The 19,689-nt window shown below is 50.0% G+C and carries 20 protein-coding genes and 1 other annotated feature; of the genes, 10 read left to right on the top strand and 10 right to left on the bottom strand.

Annotation, left to right across the window (positions count from 1 at the left end; translation table 11 throughout):
* Positions 1–151 precede the first annotated feature (151 nt).
* Positions 152–1,081: a LysR substrate-binding domain-containing protein gene (locus OSH03_RS08255; protein ID WP_061097708.1), complete on the bottom strand. Its 930-nt coding sequence runs from the start codon at positions 1,079–1,081 to the stop codon at positions 152–154.
* 41 nt (positions 1,082–1,122) lie between these two features.
* Complete coding sequence (locus tag OSH03_RS08250) at positions 1,123–1,947, bottom strand: SDR family oxidoreductase (RefSeq protein ID WP_028013761.1); 825 nt, start codon at positions 1,945–1,947, stop codon at positions 1,123–1,125.
* 175 nt (positions 1,948–2,122) lie between these two features.
* On the opposite strand from OSH03_RS08250, the gene hisL reads away from it, so the two are divergent.
* The 9 genes from hisL (at position 2,123) to hisIE (ending at position 9,339) form a co-directional block, all read left to right on the top strand.
* The gene (hisL, locus tag OSH03_RS08245; RefSeq protein WP_001364200.1) at positions 2,123–2,173 is read left to right on the top strand and encodes a his operon leader peptide; all 51 of its coding nucleotides are present in this window, start codon (positions 2,123–2,125) and stop codon (positions 2,171–2,173) included.
* Positions 2,149–2,272 (top strand) — a sequence feature (His leader region). It overlaps the preceding gene by 25 nt.
* A gap of 45 nt (positions 2,273–2,317) precedes the next feature.
* Positions 2,318–3,217 carry an ATP phosphoribosyltransferase gene (hisG, locus tag OSH03_RS08240; RefSeq protein ID WP_003859492.1) on the top strand — a complete coding sequence of 300 codons (900 nt, stop codon included), beginning with the start codon at positions 2,318–2,320 and terminating at the stop codon, positions 3,215–3,217.
* Positions 3,218–3,222: 5 nt separating this feature from the next.
* A complete protein-coding gene (gene hisD / locus OSH03_RS08235; RefSeq protein ID WP_266178795.1) occupies positions 3,223–4,527 on the top strand; it encodes a histidinol dehydrogenase in 1,305 nt (434 codons plus the stop codon).
* Positions 4,524–5,585: a histidinol-phosphate transaminase gene (hisC, locus tag OSH03_RS08230; protein WP_266178794.1), complete on the top strand. Its 1,062-nt coding sequence runs from the start codon at positions 4,524–4,526 to the stop codon at positions 5,583–5,585. The genes hisD and hisC overlap by 4 nt, the downstream gene beginning before the upstream one ends.
* Positions 5,582–6,649 carry a bifunctional histidinol-phosphatase/imidazoleglycerol-phosphate dehydratase HisB gene (gene hisB / locus OSH03_RS08225; RefSeq protein WP_266178793.1) on the top strand — a complete coding sequence of 356 codons (1,068 nt, stop codon included), beginning with the start codon at positions 5,582–5,584 and terminating at the stop codon, positions 6,647–6,649. Before hisC ends, hisB begins: the two co-directional genes overlap by 4 nt.
* Positions 6,649–7,239, top strand: a complete 591-nt coding sequence (hisH, locus tag OSH03_RS08220; protein WP_266178792.1) for an imidazole glycerol phosphate synthase subunit HisH — start codon at positions 6,649–6,651, stop codon at positions 7,237–7,239. Before hisB ends, hisH begins: the two co-directional genes overlap by 1 nt.
* Positions 7,239–7,976, top strand: coding sequence for a 1-(5-phosphoribosyl)-5-[(5-phosphoribosylamino)methylideneamino]imidazole-4-carboxamide isomerase (gene hisA, locus OSH03_RS08215; protein WP_266178791.1), 738 nt, complete (start codon positions 7,239–7,241; stop codon positions 7,974–7,976). The genes hisH and hisA overlap by 1 nt, the downstream gene beginning before the upstream one ends.
* The gene (hisF, locus tag OSH03_RS08210; RefSeq protein WP_266178790.1) at positions 7,958–8,734 is read left to right on the top strand and encodes an imidazole glycerol phosphate synthase subunit HisF; all 777 of its coding nucleotides are present in this window, start codon (positions 7,958–7,960) and stop codon (positions 8,732–8,734) included. Before hisA ends, hisF begins: the two co-directional genes overlap by 19 nt.
* The gene (gene hisIE, locus OSH03_RS08205; protein WP_266178789.1) at positions 8,728–9,339 is read left to right on the top strand and encodes a bifunctional phosphoribosyl-AMP cyclohydrolase/phosphoribosyl-ATP diphosphatase HisIE; all 612 of its coding nucleotides are present in this window, start codon (positions 8,728–8,730) and stop codon (positions 9,337–9,339) included. The genes hisF and hisIE overlap by 7 nt, the downstream gene beginning before the upstream one ends.
* 40 nt (positions 9,340–9,379) lie before the next feature.
* On the opposite strand, the gene wzzB is transcribed toward hisIE, so the two are convergent.
* Positions 9,380–10,360 carry an LPS O-antigen chain length determinant protein WzzB gene (wzzB, locus tag OSH03_RS08200; RefSeq protein WP_266178788.1) on the bottom strand — a complete coding sequence of 327 codons (981 nt, stop codon included), beginning with the start codon at positions 10,358–10,360 and terminating at the stop codon, positions 9,380–9,382.
* 190 nt (positions 10,361–10,550) lie between these two features.
* Here wzzB and OSH03_RS08195 point away from each other — a divergent pair, with 190 nt between their 5' ends.
* Positions 10,551–11,555, top strand: a complete 1,005-nt coding sequence (locus OSH03_RS08195; RefSeq protein ID WP_266178787.1) for an NAD-dependent epimerase — start codon at positions 10,551–10,553, stop codon at positions 11,553–11,555.
* 51 nt (positions 11,556–11,606) lie between these two features.
* On the opposite strand, the gene ugd is transcribed toward OSH03_RS08195, so the two are convergent.
* From ugd to OSH03_RS08160, 7 genes are all read right to left on the bottom strand, one after another.
* Positions 11,607–12,773: a UDP-glucose 6-dehydrogenase gene (ugd, locus tag OSH03_RS08190; RefSeq protein WP_061097698.1), complete on the bottom strand. Its 1,167-nt coding sequence runs from the start codon at positions 12,771–12,773 to the stop codon at positions 11,607–11,609.
* A gap of 225 nt (positions 12,774–12,998) precedes the next feature.
* Complete coding sequence (gene gndA / locus OSH03_RS08185) at positions 12,999–14,405, bottom strand: NADP-dependent phosphogluconate dehydrogenase (RefSeq protein ID WP_253542705.1); 1,407 nt, start codon at positions 14,403–14,405, stop codon at positions 12,999–13,001.
* A gap of 148 nt (positions 14,406–14,553) precedes the next feature.
* Positions 14,554–16,020, bottom strand: coding sequence for a glycoside hydrolase family 1 protein (locus tag OSH03_RS08180; protein WP_266178786.1), 1,467 nt, complete (start codon positions 16,018–16,020; stop codon positions 14,554–14,556).
* 58 nt (positions 16,021–16,078) lie between these two features.
* Positions 16,079–16,951 carry a glucose-1-phosphate thymidylyltransferase RfbA gene (gene rfbA, locus OSH03_RS08175; protein WP_266178785.1) on the bottom strand — a complete coding sequence of 291 codons (873 nt, stop codon included), beginning with the start codon at positions 16,949–16,951 and terminating at the stop codon, positions 16,079–16,081.
* A gap of 48 nt (positions 16,952–16,999) precedes the next feature.
* Positions 17,000–18,010, bottom strand: a complete 1,011-nt coding sequence (locus OSH03_RS08170; RefSeq protein ID WP_266178784.1) for a WaaS/CpsH family glycosyltransferase — start codon at positions 18,008–18,010, stop codon at positions 17,000–17,002.
* Between the two features lies 1 nt (position 18,011).
* Positions 18,012–18,548: a serine O-acetyltransferase gene (locus OSH03_RS08165; protein WP_061097693.1), complete on the bottom strand. Its 537-nt coding sequence runs from the start codon at positions 18,546–18,548 to the stop codon at positions 18,012–18,014.
* On the bottom strand, positions 18,541–19,689 hold the full coding sequence (locus OSH03_RS08160; RefSeq protein WP_253542710.1) for an oligosaccharide repeat unit polymerase: 1,149 nt from the start codon (positions 19,687–19,689) through the stop codon (positions 18,541–18,543). The genes OSH03_RS08165 and OSH03_RS08160 overlap by 8 nt, the downstream gene beginning before the upstream one ends.

The raw sequence follows: 19,689 nt of genomic DNA, 5'->3' as shown, positions 1-19,689 counted from the left end.
CTTGGTTTTTAGTTTCGTTTCGTACATGCAAAAAAAAATAACCGACGCCTTTTATATCGTCGATTATTCATTTGGTTGCAGCGGCGGCATTTTGCCCCACATCGGATACAAAAGGCAATACTTTGCAACGCACCGGGTAATTTTCTTTTTGCTAACTGGCTGATTTCTCGACGCTACCCTGAGAGTAAACTGCGGCGATAGCACTATTTGCTAAAATTTCGTCCCGCCACCAGGCGCTGGCCAGCCCGGCGGTTTGTTCGTTCCAGCCCACCCATACCGACTCGTTGCTGCTTTGAGCAAGTACCTGTTTTTCAACAAGCGCACCGCTATCAATAAAGCGCTGCGCCAGATAGCGCGGCAAATAGCCGCAGCCCAGGCCGCTAATTTGCAGCTCCAGCTTGGTTTTAAAGTCAAAAACGGTGATGGCCTCCTGCTCATCCAGCAGCTGCGAGGAAACTGCACATTCGGGGCGCGAGCTGTCCCCTACGACTATTGCGCGGTACCCCTTAATGACGCGACGGTTAAGAGGCTCTGGCTCCTGAGCCAGCGGATGATGAGGCGCCACGGCAAATACCTGCTCCAGCACGCCCAGGCGGGCGAAACCAAAGTCACTCAGTTGGGGAGGCTCGTGCAGAGCACCGACAAAAATGTCCGCCCTGCCCTGGGTTAAGGCATCCCAGGAGCCGCCCAGCACGCCGTTGATGAAAATCAGCCGAGTAACGCTGTGATGCTGATAAAACGCTTCAATGAGCGGCGTCAGTAGAGAAAACGGAAAGGTATCATCCACGCCAATCACCAGCTCGTTTTCCCATCCCTGATGGAGCTTGACGGCCTGCTTTTCCAGCTCGCGAACGGTGTGCAGAACGTCACGGCCTTTTTCCAGCAGCATCTGCCCGGTGCGGGTAAACCGCGCGCGATGCCCGGAGCGATCGAGGATTTGGATATTGAGATCGCTTTCCAGTTTTTGCACGGTGTAGCTCAGCGCCGAAGGGGTTTTGTAGAGCTTTGCCGATGCAGCCGCAAAGCTCCCCTCTTTTTCCAGTGCATCCAGAATAATAAGAACATCCAGCAGCGGTTTCATGCTCGCCCCCTTCTGGTGTGCGATTGTCTCCGCTGCGGGGCTTATTCCATGGGCATCACCAGCGGATCGGGATACTGATACTCAAACCCCAGCTCATGGCAAATGCGATTGCCATCAACAATTTTGCCTTTACTTTCGTTCTTTGCCTCACCAAAAACCGGCGGAGCCAACCCAAGCTGGCGTGCCATGAGCGGGTAAAACGTGCTGCGCGCCGGATGAGACGGTGCACATATATTATAGATGTGTCCGCCTTTTGGAGCCTGTAAGAGTAGCTCAATCGCGCCAATAACATCTTCAAGATGCACAAGATTCACGCCATGCTGACCGTCTGGTGCCGTCTTTCCGGCAAAGAAGCGCCCCGGATGACGCCCCGGGCCAACCAGCCCCGCCAGACGGACGATATCCACCTGCGTGCCGGGAAGGTTGTGCAGCCAGTCTTCCAGCTCTTTCAGAACCTGACCGCTTGCGGTAACGGGACGTCGCTCGGAACTCTCTTTAACTACGCCCTCGGCATCGCCATAGACCGACGTCGAGCTGGTAAAAATAATGCGCGGCACGTGGTGCGCCAGCGCGCTGTCGACGATCTCCTGCATCGCCTGCAGGTAGAATGATTCTCCCGGACCGCTGCGCCGCGCGGGTAGCGTAATCACCAGAGCATCCACGTTCATCAGCGTGTCCAGATCGTCCGCATCACACACCAGCTCCGGCTCCAGACGCAGTTCAACGCCATCAATACCGCACATGCGCGCCGCTTCTACCCCGTCCCGGGTGGTCTTGCTCCCGGTCACCTGCCAGCCTTTCGCGGCTAATGACATCGCCAGCGGCATTCCCAGCCATCCTAAACCGACAATCGCGACCTTTTTCATGCGAATTCTCCTGACTCTCACTCGTCATTTATAAGGCTACGCCAGCCCGGCAGAACACACAATTCATAGCATCAATATGAAATGAATTAATGATCAAAAAAAGCCCTTGCAATATGTCGTACAACTGGTTTAGGTTAAAAGACATCAAATGAATAAGCATTCATCGAGAATTTATATGACACGCGTTCAATTTAAACACCACCATCATCACCATCATCCTGACTAGTCTTTCAGGCGATGTGTGCTGGAAGACGTTTGGATCTTCCAGTGGTGCATGAACGCATGAAAAAGCCCCCGGAAGATTTTCTTCCGGGGGCTTTTTTTTGGACCAAATTCAGACAGGTTAAAACAGGTTAACGAGGAATAAAGAATGTTAGATAACTCACGCTTACGCATAGCTATTCAAAAATCAGGCCGTTTAAGTGACGATTCACGCGAACTGCTGGCCCGCTGCGGGATCAAAATCAACCTGCACACCCAGCGCCTGATTGCTCTGGCTGAAAACATGCCGATCGACATTCTGCGCGTGCGTGATGACGATATTCCAGGCCTTGTGATGGACGGCGTCGTTGACCTCGGCATCATCGGTGAAAACGTGCTGGAAGAAGAGCTGCTGACCCGCCGCGCGCAGGGTGAAGACCCGCGTTACTTCACCCTGCGTCGTCTGGACTTCGGCGGCTGCCGCCTGTCGCTGGCAACGCCGGTCGATGAAGCGTGGGACGGCCCGGCCGCGCTGAACGGCAAACGTATCGCCACCTCCTACCCTCACCTGTTGAAGCGCTATCTCGACCAGAAAGGCGTACAGTTCAAGTCCTGCCTGCTGAACGGCTCTGTTGAAGTGGCGCCGCGTGCGGGCCTGGCGGACGCCATCTGTGACCTCGTCTCCACCGGTGCCACCCTGGAAGCGAACGGTCTGCGCGAAGTGGAAGTGATTTACCGCTCTAAAGCGTGCCTGATTCAGCGCGACGGCGAGATGGCCGACGCCAAGCAGCAGCTCATCGACAAACTGCTGACCCGCATTCAGGGCGTGATTCAGGCGCGTGAATCCAAATACATCATGATGCACGCCCCAACCGAACGTCTGGAAGAGGTCATCGCCCTGCTGCCTGGCGCTGAGCGCCCAACCATCCTGCCGCTGGCGGGCGATCAGCAGCGCGTGGCGATGCACATGGTGAGCAGCGAAACCCTGTTCTGGGAAACCATGGAAAAACTGAAGGCGCTGGGCGCAAGCTCCATCCTGGTGCTGCCAATTGAGAAGATGATGGAGTAATGGCCATGAGCTTTAACACAATCATCAACTGGAATACCTGTAGCGACGCGCAGCGGCGCGAGCTGCTGATGCGCCCGGCGATTTCCGCCTCTGAGAGCATCTCTCGCACCGTGGCGGAGATTCTGGATAACGTCAAAGCCCGTGGCGATGACGCTCTGCGTGAATACAGCGCGAAGTTTGATAAGACGGAAGTCGACGCACTGAAAGTTACCGAGCAGGAAATCAGTGATGCCAGCAATCGTCTGGGTGACGACATCAAGGAGGCGATGGCCGTTGCGGTGAAAAATATTGATACTTTCCACACCGCGCAGAAGCTGCAGACCGTGGATGTCGAAACCCTGCCCGGCGTACGCTGCCAGCAGGTGACGCGCCCGGTTGCGTCAGTGGGGCTTTATATTCCTGGCGGTTCAGCGCCGCTGTTTTCCACCGTATTAATGCTCGCCACGCCGGCGCGTATCGCCGGATGCCAGAAAGTGGTGCTCTGCTCACCGCCACCGATTGCCGACGAGATCCTCTATGCGGCGAAGCTGTGCGGCGTGCAGGCGGTCTATAAAGTGGGCGGCGCGCAGGCGATTTCCGCCCTGGCGTTCGGCACGGAATCCATTCCTGAAGTCGACAAAATCTTTGGCCCGGGCAATGCATATGTTACCGAAGCCAAGCGCCAGGTCAGCCAGCGTCTGGACGGCGCGGCCATCGATATGCCTGCCGGTCCGTCTGAAGTGCTGGTCATTGCCGACAGCGGCGCAACGCCGGACTTCGTGGCGTCCGACCTGCTTTCTCAGGCGGAACACGGCCCGGACTCGCAGGTCATCCTGCTGACGCCGGATGCCGATATGGCGAAACGCGTGGGTGAAGCCGTTGAGCGCCAGCTTGCCGACCTGCCCCGCGCCGACACGGCACGTCAGGCGCTAGCGGCCAGCCGCCTGATTGTGGCGCGCGATCTGGACCAGTGTATTGCCATTTCCAACCAGTACGGCCCGGAGCACCTGATTATTCAGACCCGCAACGCGCGCGATCTGGTCGATAGCATTACCAGCGCCGGCTCGGTGTTCCTCGGCGACTGGTCACCGGAGTCCGCGGGGGATTACGCCTCCGGCACCAACCACGTGCTGCCGACGTACGGCTACACCTCTACCTGTTCCAGTCTGGGGCTGGCGGATTTCCAGAAACGCATGACCGTGCAGGAGCTGTCCCGTGAGGGGTTTGCCTCGCTTGCTTCGACCATTGAAACCCTGGCCGCCGCCGAGCGCCTGACCGCCCACAAAAATGCCGTTACGCTGCGCGTTGCAGCCCTGAAGGAGCAAGCATGAACATTGAAGAGTTAGCCCGCGAAAATGTCCGTCGCCTGACGCCTTACCAGTCTGCGCGTCGTCTGGGCGGAAACGGGGACGTCTGGCTGAACGCCAACGAATTCCCGACGGCGGTGGAGTTTGAGCTGTCGCAGCAAACGCTGAACCGCTATCCGGAGTGTCAGCCAAAAGCAGTAATTGAAAACTACGCGCAGTACGCGGGAGTGAAGCCGGAGCAGGTGCTGGTCAGCCGCGGCGCGGATGAGGGCATTGAGCTGCTGATCCGCGCGTTCTGCGAGCCGGGCAAAGACGCGGTGATGTACTGCCAGCCCACGTACGGCATGTACAGCGTCAGCGCGGAAACCTTCGGCGTGGCGTGCCGCAACGTGCAGGCGCTGGAGAACTGGCAGCTCGATTTGAAAGGCATTGCCGACAATCTCGACGGCGTAAAAGTCGTGTTTGTCTGCAGCCCGAATAACCCAACCGGGCAGATTATTAACCCACAGGATATCCGTACCCTGCTGGATATGACGCGCGGCAAAGCGCTGGTGGTCGCGGACGAAGCCTATATTGAGTTCTGCCCGCAGGCGACGCTGGCAGGCTGGCTGGAAGAGTATCCGCACCTCGTTGTGCTGCGCACGCTGTCAAAAGCCTTCGCCCTCGCGGGCCTGCGCTGCGGGTTTACGCTGGCGAATAAAGAGGTTATTGACCTGCTGCTGAAAGTGATCGCCCCGTACCCGCTCTCAACGCCGGTTGCCGATATTGCGGCACAGGCGCTGACGCCTCAGGGCATAAATGCAATGCGCGAGCGGGTGGCGCAGATCCTGGAAGAGCGCCAGTATCTGGTGACTGCCCTGAAGGATATCCCCTGCGTGGAGCAGGTATTCGACTCGGAAACCAACTATATCCTGGCGCGCTTCACCGCCTCCAGCGCCGTATTTAAATCTTTGTGGGATCAGGGCATTATCTTACGAGACCAGAATAAACAACCTTCCCTGAGCGGATGCCTGCGCATTACCGTCGGCACCCGCGCAGAGAGCCAGCGCGTGATTGACGCCCTGAAAGCGGAGAAAGTATGACCCAGAAGATCCTTTTCATCGATCGTGACGGCACCCTTATTTCGGAGCCACCAGCCGATTTCCAGGTCGATCGTTTCGACAAGCTGGCTTTTGAACCGGACGTGATCCCGGTGCTGCTTAAGCTGCAAAAAGCGGGCTATAAGCTGGTGATGATCACCAATCAGGACGGTCTGGGTACGGACAGCTTCCCGCAGGCGGACTTTGACGGCCCGCATAACCTGATGATGCAGGTACTGACCTCTCAGGGCGTGGTATTTGATGAAGTGCTGATTTGCCCGCACATGCCGGCAGACGAATGCGACTGCCGTAAGCCAAAGGTGAAGCTGGTTGAGCGCTATCTGGCCGAAGATGCGCTGGATAAAACCAACAGCTACGTTATCGGCGATCGCATCACCGATATTACGCTGGCGGAAAACATGGGCATCGCGGGGCTGCGCTACGATCGTAACGACCTAAACTGGGCAAAGATTGGCGAGCAGCTGATAAAACGCGACCGCTATTCCCACGTTGAGCGCAACACCAAAGAGACACAGATTGATGTGAAGGTCTGGCTGGACCGCGAAGGCGGCAGCAAGATCCACACCGGCGTCGGTTTCTTTGACCACATGCTGGACCAGATTGCCACCCACGGGGGTTTCCGCATGGAGATCGCGGTAAAAGGTGACCTCTACATTGACGATCACCACACCGTAGAAGATACCGGCCTGGCGCTGGGCGAAGCCCTGAAGCTGGCGCTCGGCGACAAGCGCGGCATCAACCGCTTCGGCTTCGTCCTGCCGATGGACGAGTGCCTGGCACGCTGCGCCATGGACATCTCCGGTCGTCCGCACCTGGAATACAAAGCTGATTTCACCTACCAGCGCGTGGGCGATCTCAGCACCGAAATGGTGGAGCATTTCTTCCGTTCTCTGTCCTACACCATGGGCCTGACGCTGCACCTGAAAACCAAAGGCAAAAACGATCACCACCGCGTGGAGAGTCTGTTTAAAGCCTTTGGCCGCACCCTGCGCCAGGCGATCCGCGTGGAAGGTGATGCCCTTCCCTCATCGAAAGGAGTGCTCTGATGAACGTGGTGATTCTGGATACCGGATGCGCCAACCTCAACTCCGTAAAATCGGCCATCGCGCGCCACGGCTATGAGCCCGTGGTCAGCCGCGATCCGGACGTGGTGCTGCGCGCCGACAAACTGTTTTTACCGGGCGTGGGAACCGCACAGGCAGCGATGGACCAGATTCGCGAACGCGATCTGATCGACCTGATCAAAGCCTGTACCCAGCCGGTGCTGGGGATTTGCCTGGGCATGCAGCTTCTTGGCCGCTGCAGCGAAGAGAGCAACGGCGTTGACCTGCTGGGCATTATCGACGAAGACGTGCCGAAAATGACCGACCACGGCCTGCCTCTGCCGCATATGGGCTGGAACCGCGTTTACGCCAAAGCGGGCGACCGGCTGTTTCGCGGCATCGAAGACGGCGCGTACTTCTACTTCGTGCACAGTTACGCCATGCCGGTGAACATCAACACGATCGCCCAGTGCACTTACGGTGAGGCGTTTACCGCGGCGGTGCAGAAAGACAATTTCTTCGGCGTGCAGTTTCACCCGGAACGCTCTGGCGCCGCAGGCGCGCAGCTGCTGAAAAACTTCCTGGAGATGTGATGATTATTCCCGCTTTAGATTTAATCGACGGCACGGTTGTCCGCCTTCACCAGGGCGATTACGGCCAGCAGCGCGACTACGGAAACGACCCGCTGCCGCGCCTGCAGGACTATGCGGCGCAGGGGGCTGAAGTGCTGCACCTGGTTGACCTGACCGGGGCGAAAGATCCGGCCAAACGCCAGATCCCGCTGCTCAAAAAGCTGGTTGCCGGCGTGGATGTCCCCGTGCAGGTTGGCGGCGGCGTACGTACCGAAGACGACGTGGCGGCTCTGCTGGACGCGGGCGTGGCGCGCGTGGTGGTAGGGTCAACTGCCGTGAAAGATCCTGACACCGTGAAAGGCTGGTTCCGCCGCTTTGGCGCCGACGCCCTGGTGCTGGCGCTGGACGTTCGCATTGACGAGCAGGGTAACAAGCAGGTTGCAGTCAGCGGCTGGCAGGAAAACTCCGGCGTGACGCTGGAAGAGCTGGTCGATATCTATCTGCCCGTTGGCCTGAAGCACGTGCTGTGCACGGATATCTCCCGCGACGGAACGCTGGCGGGCTCCAACGTCTCGCTGTATGAAGAGGTCTGCTCGCGTTATCCGCAGGTTGCGTTCCAGTCTTCTGGCGGCATTGGTGATATAGACGACGTGGCCGCGCTGCGCGGTACAGGTGTACAGGGTGTGATTGTGGGCCGGGCCCTGCTGGAAGGTAAATTTACAGTGACGGAGGCGATTCAATGCTGGCAAAACGGATAATTCCTTGTCTTGACGTGCGCGATGGTCAGGTCGTGAAAGGCGTGCAGTTCCGCAACCACGAGATCATTGGCGACATCGTCCCGCTGGCAAAACGCTATGCCGATGAAGGCGCAGACGAGCTGGTATTTTACGATATTACCGCCTCCAGCGATGGCCGCGTGGTCGACAAAAGCTGGGTCGCGCGCGTGGCGGAAGTAATTGATATCCCATTCTGCGTGGCGGGCGGGATTAAGTCCGCTGACGACGCCGCCAAAATTCTCTCTTTTGGCGCAGACAAAATTTCCATCAACTCCCCTGCCCTGGCCGAGCCGGAACTGATCACCCGCCTGGCCGATCGTTTTGGCGTGCAGTGTATTGTCGTAGGGATTGATACCTGGTTCGACGCCGCGACCGGCAAGTACCATGTCAACCAGTACACCGGCGATGAAAGCCGCACACGCGTCACCCAGTGGGAAACGCTGGACTGGGTGCAGGAAGTGCAGAAGCGCGGCGCAGGCGAGATTGTGCTGAACATGATGAACCAGGACGGCGTGCGTAACGGGTATGACCTCGAGCAGTTGAAGAAAGTGCGCGCGGTCTGCCACGTTCCGCTGATTGCCTCCGGCGGCGCGGGCACCATGGAGCATTTCCTGGAAGCCTTCCGCGATGCGAACGTGGACGGTGCCCTTGCCGCCTCCGTGTTCCACAAACAGATTATCAATATTGGCGAGTTAAAAACGTTCCTGGCCGACCAGGGCGTGGAGATCAGGGTATGTTAACAGAGCAACAACAGGCGCAGCTGGACTGGGAAAAAACTGACGGATTACTGCCGGTGGTTGTACAGCATGCCGTCTCAGGCGAAGTGCTGATGCTGGGTTATATGAACCAGGACGCGCTTGCAAAAACGATCGACAGCGGCAACGTGACGTTTTTCTCGCGCACGAAACAGCGCCTGTGGACCAAAGGGGAAACTTCGGGTCACTTCCTGAACGTGGTCAGCATGACGCCTGACTGCGATAACGACACCCTGCTGGTGCTGGCGAACCCAATCGGCCCGACCTGCCATAAGGGCACCAGCAGCTGCTTCGGCGAAGCGGGCCACCAGTGGCTGTTCCTGTATCAGCTGGAACAACTGCTGGCAGAGCGTAAAACGGCGGATCCTGAGAGTTCCTATACCGCGAAGCTGTATGCCAGCGGGACTAAGCGTATTGCGCAGAAGGTGGGAGAGGAAGGCGTTGAGACGGCGCTGGCCGCGACCGTACATGACCGGGAAGAGCTGACGAATGAAGCGTCGGATTTGATGTATCACCTGCTGGTGCTGCTGCAGGATCAGGAGCTGGATTTAACGGCGGTGATTGAGAATCTTCGTAAACGGCACAAATAAAAAAACCGGGGTTTATCCCCGGTTTTTTTTTATCAGTAAATCAGGCTTTTGGTTTGTAGTTCCGCAATGTGTTACGCGCCAGTACCACTACAGAACCCATCATTAAGCCCAGCAGCACGGCAAGAGTCAGAATGATTGGTTTTTTGGGGCTGTCACGATGTACAGGCAGATTTGGTTTCATAACGTAACGGTAGACGTGGATAGTATCCGGGTTTACGTTCAGGTTTTGAATATCCAGCAATTTTTGTCTGGTCTGATAGTAAGCAGCAGAAAAGACCAGCGGGCGTGACGCTTCATTGTCAATCATCGATTTCAGACCGTCGCTTCCCAGCAGGAACATCGTTTCCTGAGTTACATCCTGGGTTTGCTGAATGCGCGGCGAGGTAATTTTTGCCGCCTCAGCATTTTTCAGCGCCTCAGCAATCTGTTTGATTCGCAGCTCTTTCTGCTCTTGAGCGACCTTTTCCTGGCTTACCAGAGAATCGTTCAGGGATTTAATCTGTTCCTTGATATTGTCCTTGAGATCAAGGGCAAGTTCTTTTGCCGTCTGTTCATCTACTTGCTGAATGTACTGCGCTAACTGCTTTTGAGCCGCTTCAGCAGAAGTGCTGATATAGGAGACGGTTAATGGCAACGTTTCCCCTTTAACCGCAGGCTCGATGGTCAGTTTTTCTGGCACGTCCTGATTGTCTAGCGCCTGCGATAACGCTGAGAAGGAAGAGTTAAAACGTCCAATAGCGCGCGTTTGAATGTCCAGCATCGAAGGGGCAGCGCTGCCGTAGAGGATGTTCAATGCATTTGAATAAGTTGCAATCTGGGCCGCATCAGGTTGTGCAATAATCGCCCGTGAGGTCCACTTTTCCTTCGCGATTGATAAATATCCTATCGCCATGGCAATAAAGACAAAAACAAAAATTGCTATTGTCCACTTCCCACGCCACAGCTGTAGCATTAATGCAAGTAAATCAATGTGCTCAGGGTCATTGCTTCGGCTGACCGGACTATTGTTGTTTTGCGTCATACAATCCCTAACAGATAAAAAGGGGGAACATTATTATGTTTGCATAGTGTATATATTGCTGAAGATTTTTCTATAAGAATCCGATGAGTTATATCGGAAATATACGTTATGTAACTTGCTGTCTACGCGGTATCATAGACATCATTCGATGTGAAGTAGCATCAGTAAGTATATGTTTTTGAGGGAAGATATGAAATTTCTGGTCACGGGTGCAGCAGGTTTTATAGGTTCGAATGTCAGTAAACGCCTGGTTGAAGCTGGCCATCAGGTTGTCGGTATTGATAACCTGAATGATTACTACGACGTCAATCTGAAGCTGGCGCGTCTGGAACGGCTACAGTCTGAACGTTTCACCTTCCACAAGATGGAATTAGCCGATCGGGAAGGGATGGCAGCGCTTTTCGCCGGTGAGAAGTTTGATCGGGTCATTCATTTGGCCGCACAGGCAGGCGTACGCTACTCCCTGGAAAACCCGCACGCCTATGCGGATGCCAACTTAATTGGCCATCTCAACGTGCTGGAAGGTTGCCGCCATAACAACGTTCAGCACCTGCTTTATGCCTCCTCAAGCTCCGTGTATGGCCTCAACCGCAAAATGCCGTTCTCCACTGACGATTCAGTGGATCACCCCGTTTCACTGTATGCCGCGACCAAAAAAGCCAATGAACTGATGTCGCATACCTATTCGCACTTGTACAACCTGCCGACCACCGGACTGCGCTTCTTTACCGTATACGGTCCGTGGGGACGCCCGGATATGGCGCTGTTTAAGTTTACTAAGGCGATGATCGAAGGCAAAAGCATCGATGTCTATAACTACGGCAAGATGAAGCGCGACTTCACCTACATCGATGATATCGCTGAAGCGATTATTCGCCTGCAGGATGTTATCCCACAGCCTGACGCAGGCTGGACCGTTGAGACCGGCTCACCGGCAACCAGTTCAGCACCTTACCGGGTTTACAACATCGGTAACAGTTCGCCAGTAGAGCTGATGGACTACATTACCGCGCTGGAAGACGCGCTGGGGAAGAAAGCCGAGAAAAATATGTTGCCGCTCCAGCCGGGCGACGTACTGGAAACCAGCGCCGACACGAAAGCGCTCTATGAGGTGATCGGTTTTAAACCTCAAACCTCGGTTAAAGACGGCGTGAAGCACTTCGTTGACTGGTACCGCGAATTTTACAAAGTCTGAAAATAAAAAACCCGGCAAATCAGCCGGGTTTTTTATTTTAACGAAAGAAAATTAGTCGCTACCGAAGAGATCGCGGGTATAGACTTTGTCAGCGACGTCAGCCAGTTCTTCGGCCATGCGGTTCGAGATGATGACATCCGCTTCCTGCTTAAAAGCATCCAGATCGCGGATTACGCGGGAATTGAAGAACTGATCTTCCTGCATGGCCGGCTCATAGATAATAACCTCTACGCCTTTCGCCTTGATGCGCTTCATGATTCCCTGAATGGAAGAGGCGCGGAAGTTATCGGAACCACTCTTCATGATCAGACGATACACGCCGACCACTTTCGGCTGGCGCGCAAGAATAGAATCGGAGATGAAATCTTTACGCGTACGGTTAGCATCAACAATCGCCGATATCAGGTTATTCGGCACAGCCTGGTAGTTTGCCAACAGCTGCTTGGTATCTTTTGGCAGGCAATAACCGCCGTAGCCAAATGACGGGTTGTTGTAGTGGTTACCAATACGTGGGTCGAGGCAAACCCCTTCAATAATCTGGCGGGTATTCAGTCCCAGACTTTCTGCGTAGCTGTCTAGCTCATTGAAGTAAGCGACTCGCATTGCCAGGTAGGTATTCGCGAAAAGCTTAATCGCCTCGGCTTCGGTGGAGTCTGTGAACAGCACCGGAATATCTTTCTTCACCGCGCCTTCCTGAAGCAGCGCAGCGAAACGTTCAGCGCGCTCAGAGCGTTCGCCAATAACGATACGGGAAGGATGCAGGTTATCGTAAAGTGCTCTCCCCTCACGCAGGAACTCTGGCGAGAAGAAGATATTATCAATACCAAACTTTTCTTTGATGGATTTGGTAAAGCCGACAGGAATAGTTGATTTAATAACCATCACCGCGTCAGGATTGATCGCAATAACATCTTTGATAACCGCTTCTACGGTTGAGGTGTTGAAGTAATTGGTTTTTGGATCGTAGTCAGTAGGCGTCGCAATGATGACGTAGTCCGCATCGCGGTATGCATCTTCTTTATCCGTCGTGGCGCGGAAATTCAGCGGTTTATTGCTGAGATAGTCCTGGATTTCTTTGTCGACAATCGGCGATTTTTTCTGATTAAGCATATCCACTTTGGCCTGCACGATATCCAGCGCAACCACTTCATGGTTCTGAGCAATCAGAATGCCGTTAGAAAGACCGACATACCCTGTTCCGGAAATTGTTATTTTCATTCGCTAATGACTTCTTTTAGTTAACTGTATTGATGGCCGGCAGACCATCGCGATAAACATAACTGTTGGGCTTTGTACCTCCTGGCAAACAGCACTGTCAAGGCAAACCAGGAGTAATCACAACGAGCGGGATGAGATTCAGACTACTTCGAATAATGCGCGGCATTTTTTGCATAAAAAAACCCGGAGACAGGCTCCGGGTTGATGTTATTACGAGGGCTTAACTCATTCCATCCATTCGGTATGGAACACGCCTTCTTTATCCGTGCGCTTGTAAGTGTGCGCACCGAAGTAGTCACGCTGTGCCTGAATCAGGTTGGCAGGCAGAACGGCAGCACGATAGCTGTCATAGTATGCCACCGCAGCGGAGAAGGTTGGAACCGGGATACCGTTCTGGACTGCGTAGGCAACCACGTCACGCAGCGCCTGCTGATATTCGTCCGCAATCTTCTTAAAGTACGGTGCCAGCAGAAGGTTAGCGATGCCCGCGTTTTCAGCATAGGCATCGGTGATTTTCTGCAGGAACTGCGCACGAATGATGCAACCCGCGCGGAAGATCTTCGCGATCTCGCCGTAGTTCAGGTCCCAGTTGTTCTCGTCAGACGCCGCACGCAGCTGTGAGAAGCCCTGCGCGTAGGAGACGATTTTACCCAGGTAAAGGGCGCGACGAACTTTCTCGACGAACTCAGCTTTGTCACCGGCTGGTTTAGCCTGAGGGCCGGAAAGCACTTTTGACGCCGCAACGCGCTGCTCTTTCAGAGAAGAGATATAACGCGCAAAGACGGATTCGGTGATCAGAGACAGCGGCTCGCCCAGATCCAGAGAGCTCTGGCTGGTCCATTTACCGGTACCTTTGTTCGCTGCTTCATCCAGAATCACATCAACCAGGTATTTACCCTCTTCATCTTTTTTCGTGAAGATATCTTTGGTGATGTCGATCAGATAGCTGTTCAGCTCGCCTTTGTTCCACTCGGTAAAGGTTTCAGCCAGCTCTTCGTTGGAGAGATTCAGGCCGCCTTTCAGCAGGGAATAAGCTTCAGCAATCAGCTGCATGTCGCCGTATTCGATGCCGTTGTGCACCATTTTGACATAATGACCCGCACCGTCCGGACCGATATAAGTCACACACGGCTCGCCATCTTCGGCAACAGCAGCGATTTTAGTCAGAATAGGCGCAACCAGTTCGTACGCTTCTTTCTGGCCGCCAGGCATGATAGATGGACCTTTCAGTGCGCCCTCTTCACCACCGGAAACACCGGTACCAATGAAGTTGAAGCCTTCAGCGGACAGCTCACGGTTACGACGAATGGTGTCCTGGAAGAAGGTGTTACCGCCATCAATGATGATGTCGCCTTTTTCGAGGTAAGGCTTAAGGGAGTCGATAGCTGCATCGGTACCTGCGCCCGCTTTCACCATTAGCAGGATTCGACGAGGCGTTTCCAGAGACTCAACGAACTCTTTCACCGAATAGAAAGGAACCAGCTTTTTGCATGGGTTCTCGGCAATCACTTCTTCAGTCTTATCACGGGAGCGGTTGAAAACGGAGACGGTATAACCACGGCTTTCGATGTTGAGCGCCAGGTTGCGCCCCATCACTGCCATACCGACAACGCCGATCTGTTGCTTGGACATTACATACTCCTGTCAGGTGTGGTCCCACCGGGTACTTCCCGGTGGCTATATTATCGAATTATCTTAACTCAGAAATCGAGAGCAGAGGTAGGTAATTATGGTCATTAATACACTTTAGCCATAACTAAAGTGTGGCTTTATCAAGTGGTTATTTTTGCGCCTTTGAAATACATTGCTTTTTATAATCTTTAATAGTTTTCTGGTAAATATAATAGCTTAACTTAGGTGTACGTTTCAAATTCTTATCATCGAAATCGACACCAATTATTCCAAACCTATTTTTGTAACCCCATAACCACTCGAAATTATCGAGCAAGCTCCAAAATAGATAGCCTTGAATATCCAATCCTTCCATTTTTGCATTCATAACGGCAGTAACATGCCTCTTGAGATAGTCTGCTCTCAACTTATCAGAAATGACCCCGTCATCAAGTTGTTCATCAGCTAAACCAAAACCTGCACCATTCTCAGTAATAATGAAGGTAGGATGAGCATACTCGGCATCAATCTTTTTCATCATTGTAACCAACGCCTCTGGAGAAACAGGTCCGTTGACGGATGGTTTTTTATCTGGGTTAGGGACATTACCTATTTCAAACGGTTCAGATTTATCATGCTTGACCAAAGTTGGACCATAATAATTAACGCCGATGAAATCAGGTTTTCCCTGGGTAATTAACTGCATATCCTGGGATGTTGGTTTAAATTTAGGATATGCTGATTGATACATTTTCAATACTGCATCTGGATATTTTCCCTTATATAGAGCATCCAGGATCCAGTTATTATGGAGATCGTTACATAACTGCTCAGTAGTACTATTTGGATGGCCATTATCGATGCAAGGAGATAAGTTTAACGCAATGCCAATACGTCCATCATATTTAGCCTTATGGTAATTACGTACCACCATCGCATTTGCAATCAAAAGATTGTGTAATGCTACCGCTTGTTTTCCACGAGAAGCTACGGACAAAACGTCACGATATCCGTCTGGTTTTTTTTCAATGAGATTTGCTGCAAGTGGTTCAAGAGTAAAAACATAGCCTTCTGGCTCATTAAAGGTAATAAAATTATGACTTTTATTCCCAAAATTGTCAAAAATTACTTGTGCAAATTTTTCGAACCAAACTGGTGATTCAGGGTTAGACCAACTACCTTTTTTATATAGCGCTAATGGCATGTCCCAGTGGTAAAGTGTAATCACAGGTTCAATATTAGCTTCTTTTAAGTCAGCAATAAGTTGGTTGTAATATTCTAATCCCTTTTTATTTACCGTTACACCGTCAGGCATGATCCGGGACCAGGATATGGAGAAGCGGTACGAATTGACACCTAATTCTTTCATGAGTTGTATATCTTTTAGATAGACATCCCGAGAAATTTGATTGGCAGCAACATCTCCATTTTCAACGGTACCAATAGTATATTTTGTTACTTCATTATGAGTAAAATAATCCCAGTTTGAAGGACCCTTTCCACTTTCATTCCAGCCACCTTCAACCTGATAAGATGAGGATGCCGTGCCCCAGAGAAAATCACATTGGTGTTTTTCACCAGAGAATGCAGGAGGTAAAAGAAGCGCAGAGGTAAGGAAATAATATTTTGCTTTCATTTTAGAATCAAAACCTGATAGCTATTAAAGGTATGATATTGTTAAATTTTATTAACCGCTATTTGCTATTTCTTATTAAACTGAGCAAATACTGACCGTAATTGGTCTTGCTCATTTCTTTCCCGTAGGCCAGGACCTCACTCTCAGTGAGCCAACCGTTACGGTAAGCAATTTCCTCCAGACAGGCGATTTTGAATCCTTGTCGTTTCTCGATAGTATGAATAAATTGTGATGCTTCGATTAAACTGTCATGGGTACCGGTATCGAGCCATGCAAAACCTCGTCCCAGTAATTCTACCTGAAGATTTCCCTGTTCGAGATACATCTCATTCAGAGTAGTAATTTCAAGTTCACCGCGTGCTGATGGTTTAACACGTTTTGCCATGTCAACCACGTTTGCATCATAAAAATATAGGCCAGTGACAGCCCAGTTTGATTTAGGTGCAGCTGGTTTTTCTTCTATGCTTAATGCCTTGAAGTTTTCATCAAACTCTACAACACCAAAACGTTCTGGATCCATTACCTGGTAGCCAAAAACAGTAGCCCCGGCACTACCTGAAACAACCGATTCAAGTTTCCTACCAAAACTCTGCCCGAAGAAAATATTATCACCTAATACTAAGGCACATTTATCACCAGAGATAAACTCTTCACCAATTATGAATGCTTGCGCGAGGCCATCAGGAGACGGCTGAATTTCATAGGACAAATTAATTCCGAAACGACTACCATCTCCTAACAAACGTTTAAAAGAAGGCAGATCTTCAGGCGTTGTGATTAAGAGAATATCTCGGATACCCGCAAGCATAAGCACCGACAATGGATAATAAACCATAGGTTTATCATAAATGGGTAAAAGTTGTTTAGAGACTCCACGTGTAATGGGGTGTAAACGTGTTCCTGAACCACCAGCAAGAATAATACCCTTCATTCTACTACCTCAATACTCTTAAGCTAAATTAGAATTAATATCTTTTAATTAAACAACATCTTTTCTGATATCAGTTGAGCACAATGTATTTACCCACGAGTCTACGCTATAACGCGAAATTGCATTCGTATGCTTGTCATCATACGGGATATCAAAAAAAGTAGAGTCTATATGAATGTTTTCTCGGTCAATAAAATAAAAATTTTCAGCCGCATAAAAGTCGTAGTCCTTAACTTTGCTATTAGTAGTTATGAACTTTCTCTTTAGAGGTAAGCATTCTATTGTTCTCATCGTCAAACCTGTCTGCCGGGGATGCTGGATGTCAAGCACAGCATCAGCACTAGAGAAGAATGAGGCAATCTGTTTTTTATTCCTAGAGCGAAGTGTAAAACTAAAGAGTCTATATTTAATGACATCTTTCATATTGGTAAGAAGAAAACCAACCAATACGACAATTGAAGGAAAATAAAGCACAAATCTCAAATCATATTCATTTTTATATTTCTCATAAATTTCCCCCAATAGCTTGTATCTGTCACTATGTACGGTACCGAGAAATGCAATACTTGGCTTAACGTTCTTTGCTGTTTTTTTTGTCGCTGTGCTTACAAAATCAGGGGAATAAAATAATGGCAAATGATCCATAAAATCATATTCTCGAGCATCATTATCATCAAAGGTAAATACTCGGTCAAATAAGTTTAGATATTCCTGAATATGAGGATAATTTTTAATAGAATCCCATGCGTAGTAAATGAATTGAGCATTCTTAAATTTATTTTTGAACTTTAGTAGGTTTTTTCTATCAAGAGACTCACCTTTAAGCACTATGACAAAATCATAATCATCTCTTGTTTGAAGCAAAATCCTCTCAAAATACGCGTCTGAAATGCGTTTAAGAAAATTATTATCTTTCCAAAGCCTAAGCAATATTTTAAAAAAAACGTTATTAAATGGCTTTTCATCGAAATAATCAACGGTAGCACCGGCTCGCCTTAATCCATCAGATATTTCGGTTTCATAATTAAAAAAGCGAGGACATAAAAACAACACGTTCATTTCAAATACTCTTCTTCACAATGGCCGGAATGCCTACAAGTAGCACATTGTCATCACAGGAATGCATTACAACAGCATTAGCAGCGACAATAACGTTGTCACCAATTCGAATACCACCAAGAACTTTAGCCCCAGATGCAATTACTACATTATCACCTAAAACGGGGCGATTAGCATGATTAAATGGAATATCGATATTTTTCGCACCCAGCGTGACCTGCTGGTAGATTGTTGCGTTAACACCAATTTTAGATGCACCAATAACAACACCCTGCGAGTGAGGAATAAAAAAACCACCACCTATTTCGCAATTTGAAGCAATTTCAACCCCAAAAATAATGAAATTGATTAGCGAAAAAAACTTCCCTAAAACGGGAATTCTTTTCTTATAGCAAAAATGACTCATGCGGTATAAAATAACTGGAGTCATTTTCATTCCAATAAAAGCTGATATGATACCTAAAAAAGATACTTTTGATTTATTACGCCCGCTCAGTTTGTAATATCTCAGTACATCTTCCTTAACTAACTCAAACATTAGGATGACTCCCTGTAAATATTTTAATTCTCACAAGAATAAGAGTTACAATGAAAAGTAAGAAATATGTCTGAATAAAAAACAAATTATAAAAGCCACTAAATATTGCACATTGCATTGCAATCGCATAAGGAAATAAACTAAAACGATATGACTTCAGCAAGTTCTTGTAGGCAACACTGAAAAGCAGAAGTAAACATGTAACCACTATTAGGGAGCCCGCGATGCCAAGATCGGGCATTAGCTTTTCAAACATTGTTGAAACGTTGGCATTATCATCTACTAACGCCATGGTATCATGGAATCCTAAATCACTATAAATGAGATTTCGGATAACACTGGGGAAAAGGTCCTGGAAGCTTGTAAAATCGTATACTGGTACTATATCCGCAAAGTTATAGGCGAGATTTGCAAGACCCGCAGTAACATAGACATAAAACCATGTAAATCCTGAAGGCAGACTCGACAAGAATTGGCCTTGGGGTGACAACAAATATTGATAAGGATTTTCAGCACCCCTGATATCTCCTACTGCTCCAAAAAGTAGAACTATTGTAACCACTGAAAATACAGTATAAACAAACATCTTTTTCGTGAATTTTTTATAAATAAAGAATAAAAAGAATATTTCCACGAGGCCAGACATTAGAATACCACGTCTGAAGACCAGCATTTCCCAGATGCTCATTAATAGAATTATCAGCAGAATACTTTTACGTTTTGATAAAAGAAAATGATAATATAGTGACGGAAAAACAAAAAGGAATAGCATATTAACTATCCCATGATATGTTGGTATGCCGAACTCGGTATAGTTATAGCCGCCCCTAAATTGCATAATCATTGGGATCCCACCAGCAACAACCACATCAGGTATTATCGCAAAGCACCAAATTATGAGCCATATTTTAGTCGCTCGCCAAGATGGCATAATATCTTTAAGACGGACATGATTAATACTGCCAGGAGTGATAAATGGAAGTGAAAAAATCAAACCCAGAACAATATTGATTGACAAAAACACCATCATCTCACTTGAGAGAGGGCTAATATTAGTCGTCAACCCAAGCGAATATAAGAAAATTGTGAACAGCCAAACTGAAGCATATACAAACCCTGGGGACATTAAAAAAATACTCAT

The sequence above is a fragment of the Enterobacter nematophilus genome (assembly GCF_026344075.1).
In the GTDB taxonomy this organism is placed as follows: Bacteria; Pseudomonadota; Gammaproteobacteria; order Enterobacterales; family Enterobacteriaceae; genus Enterobacter; species Enterobacter nematophilus.
The sequence above is the reverse complement of the archived record's forward strand: the minus strand, read 5'-3'. Positions and strand labels throughout refer to the sequence as shown.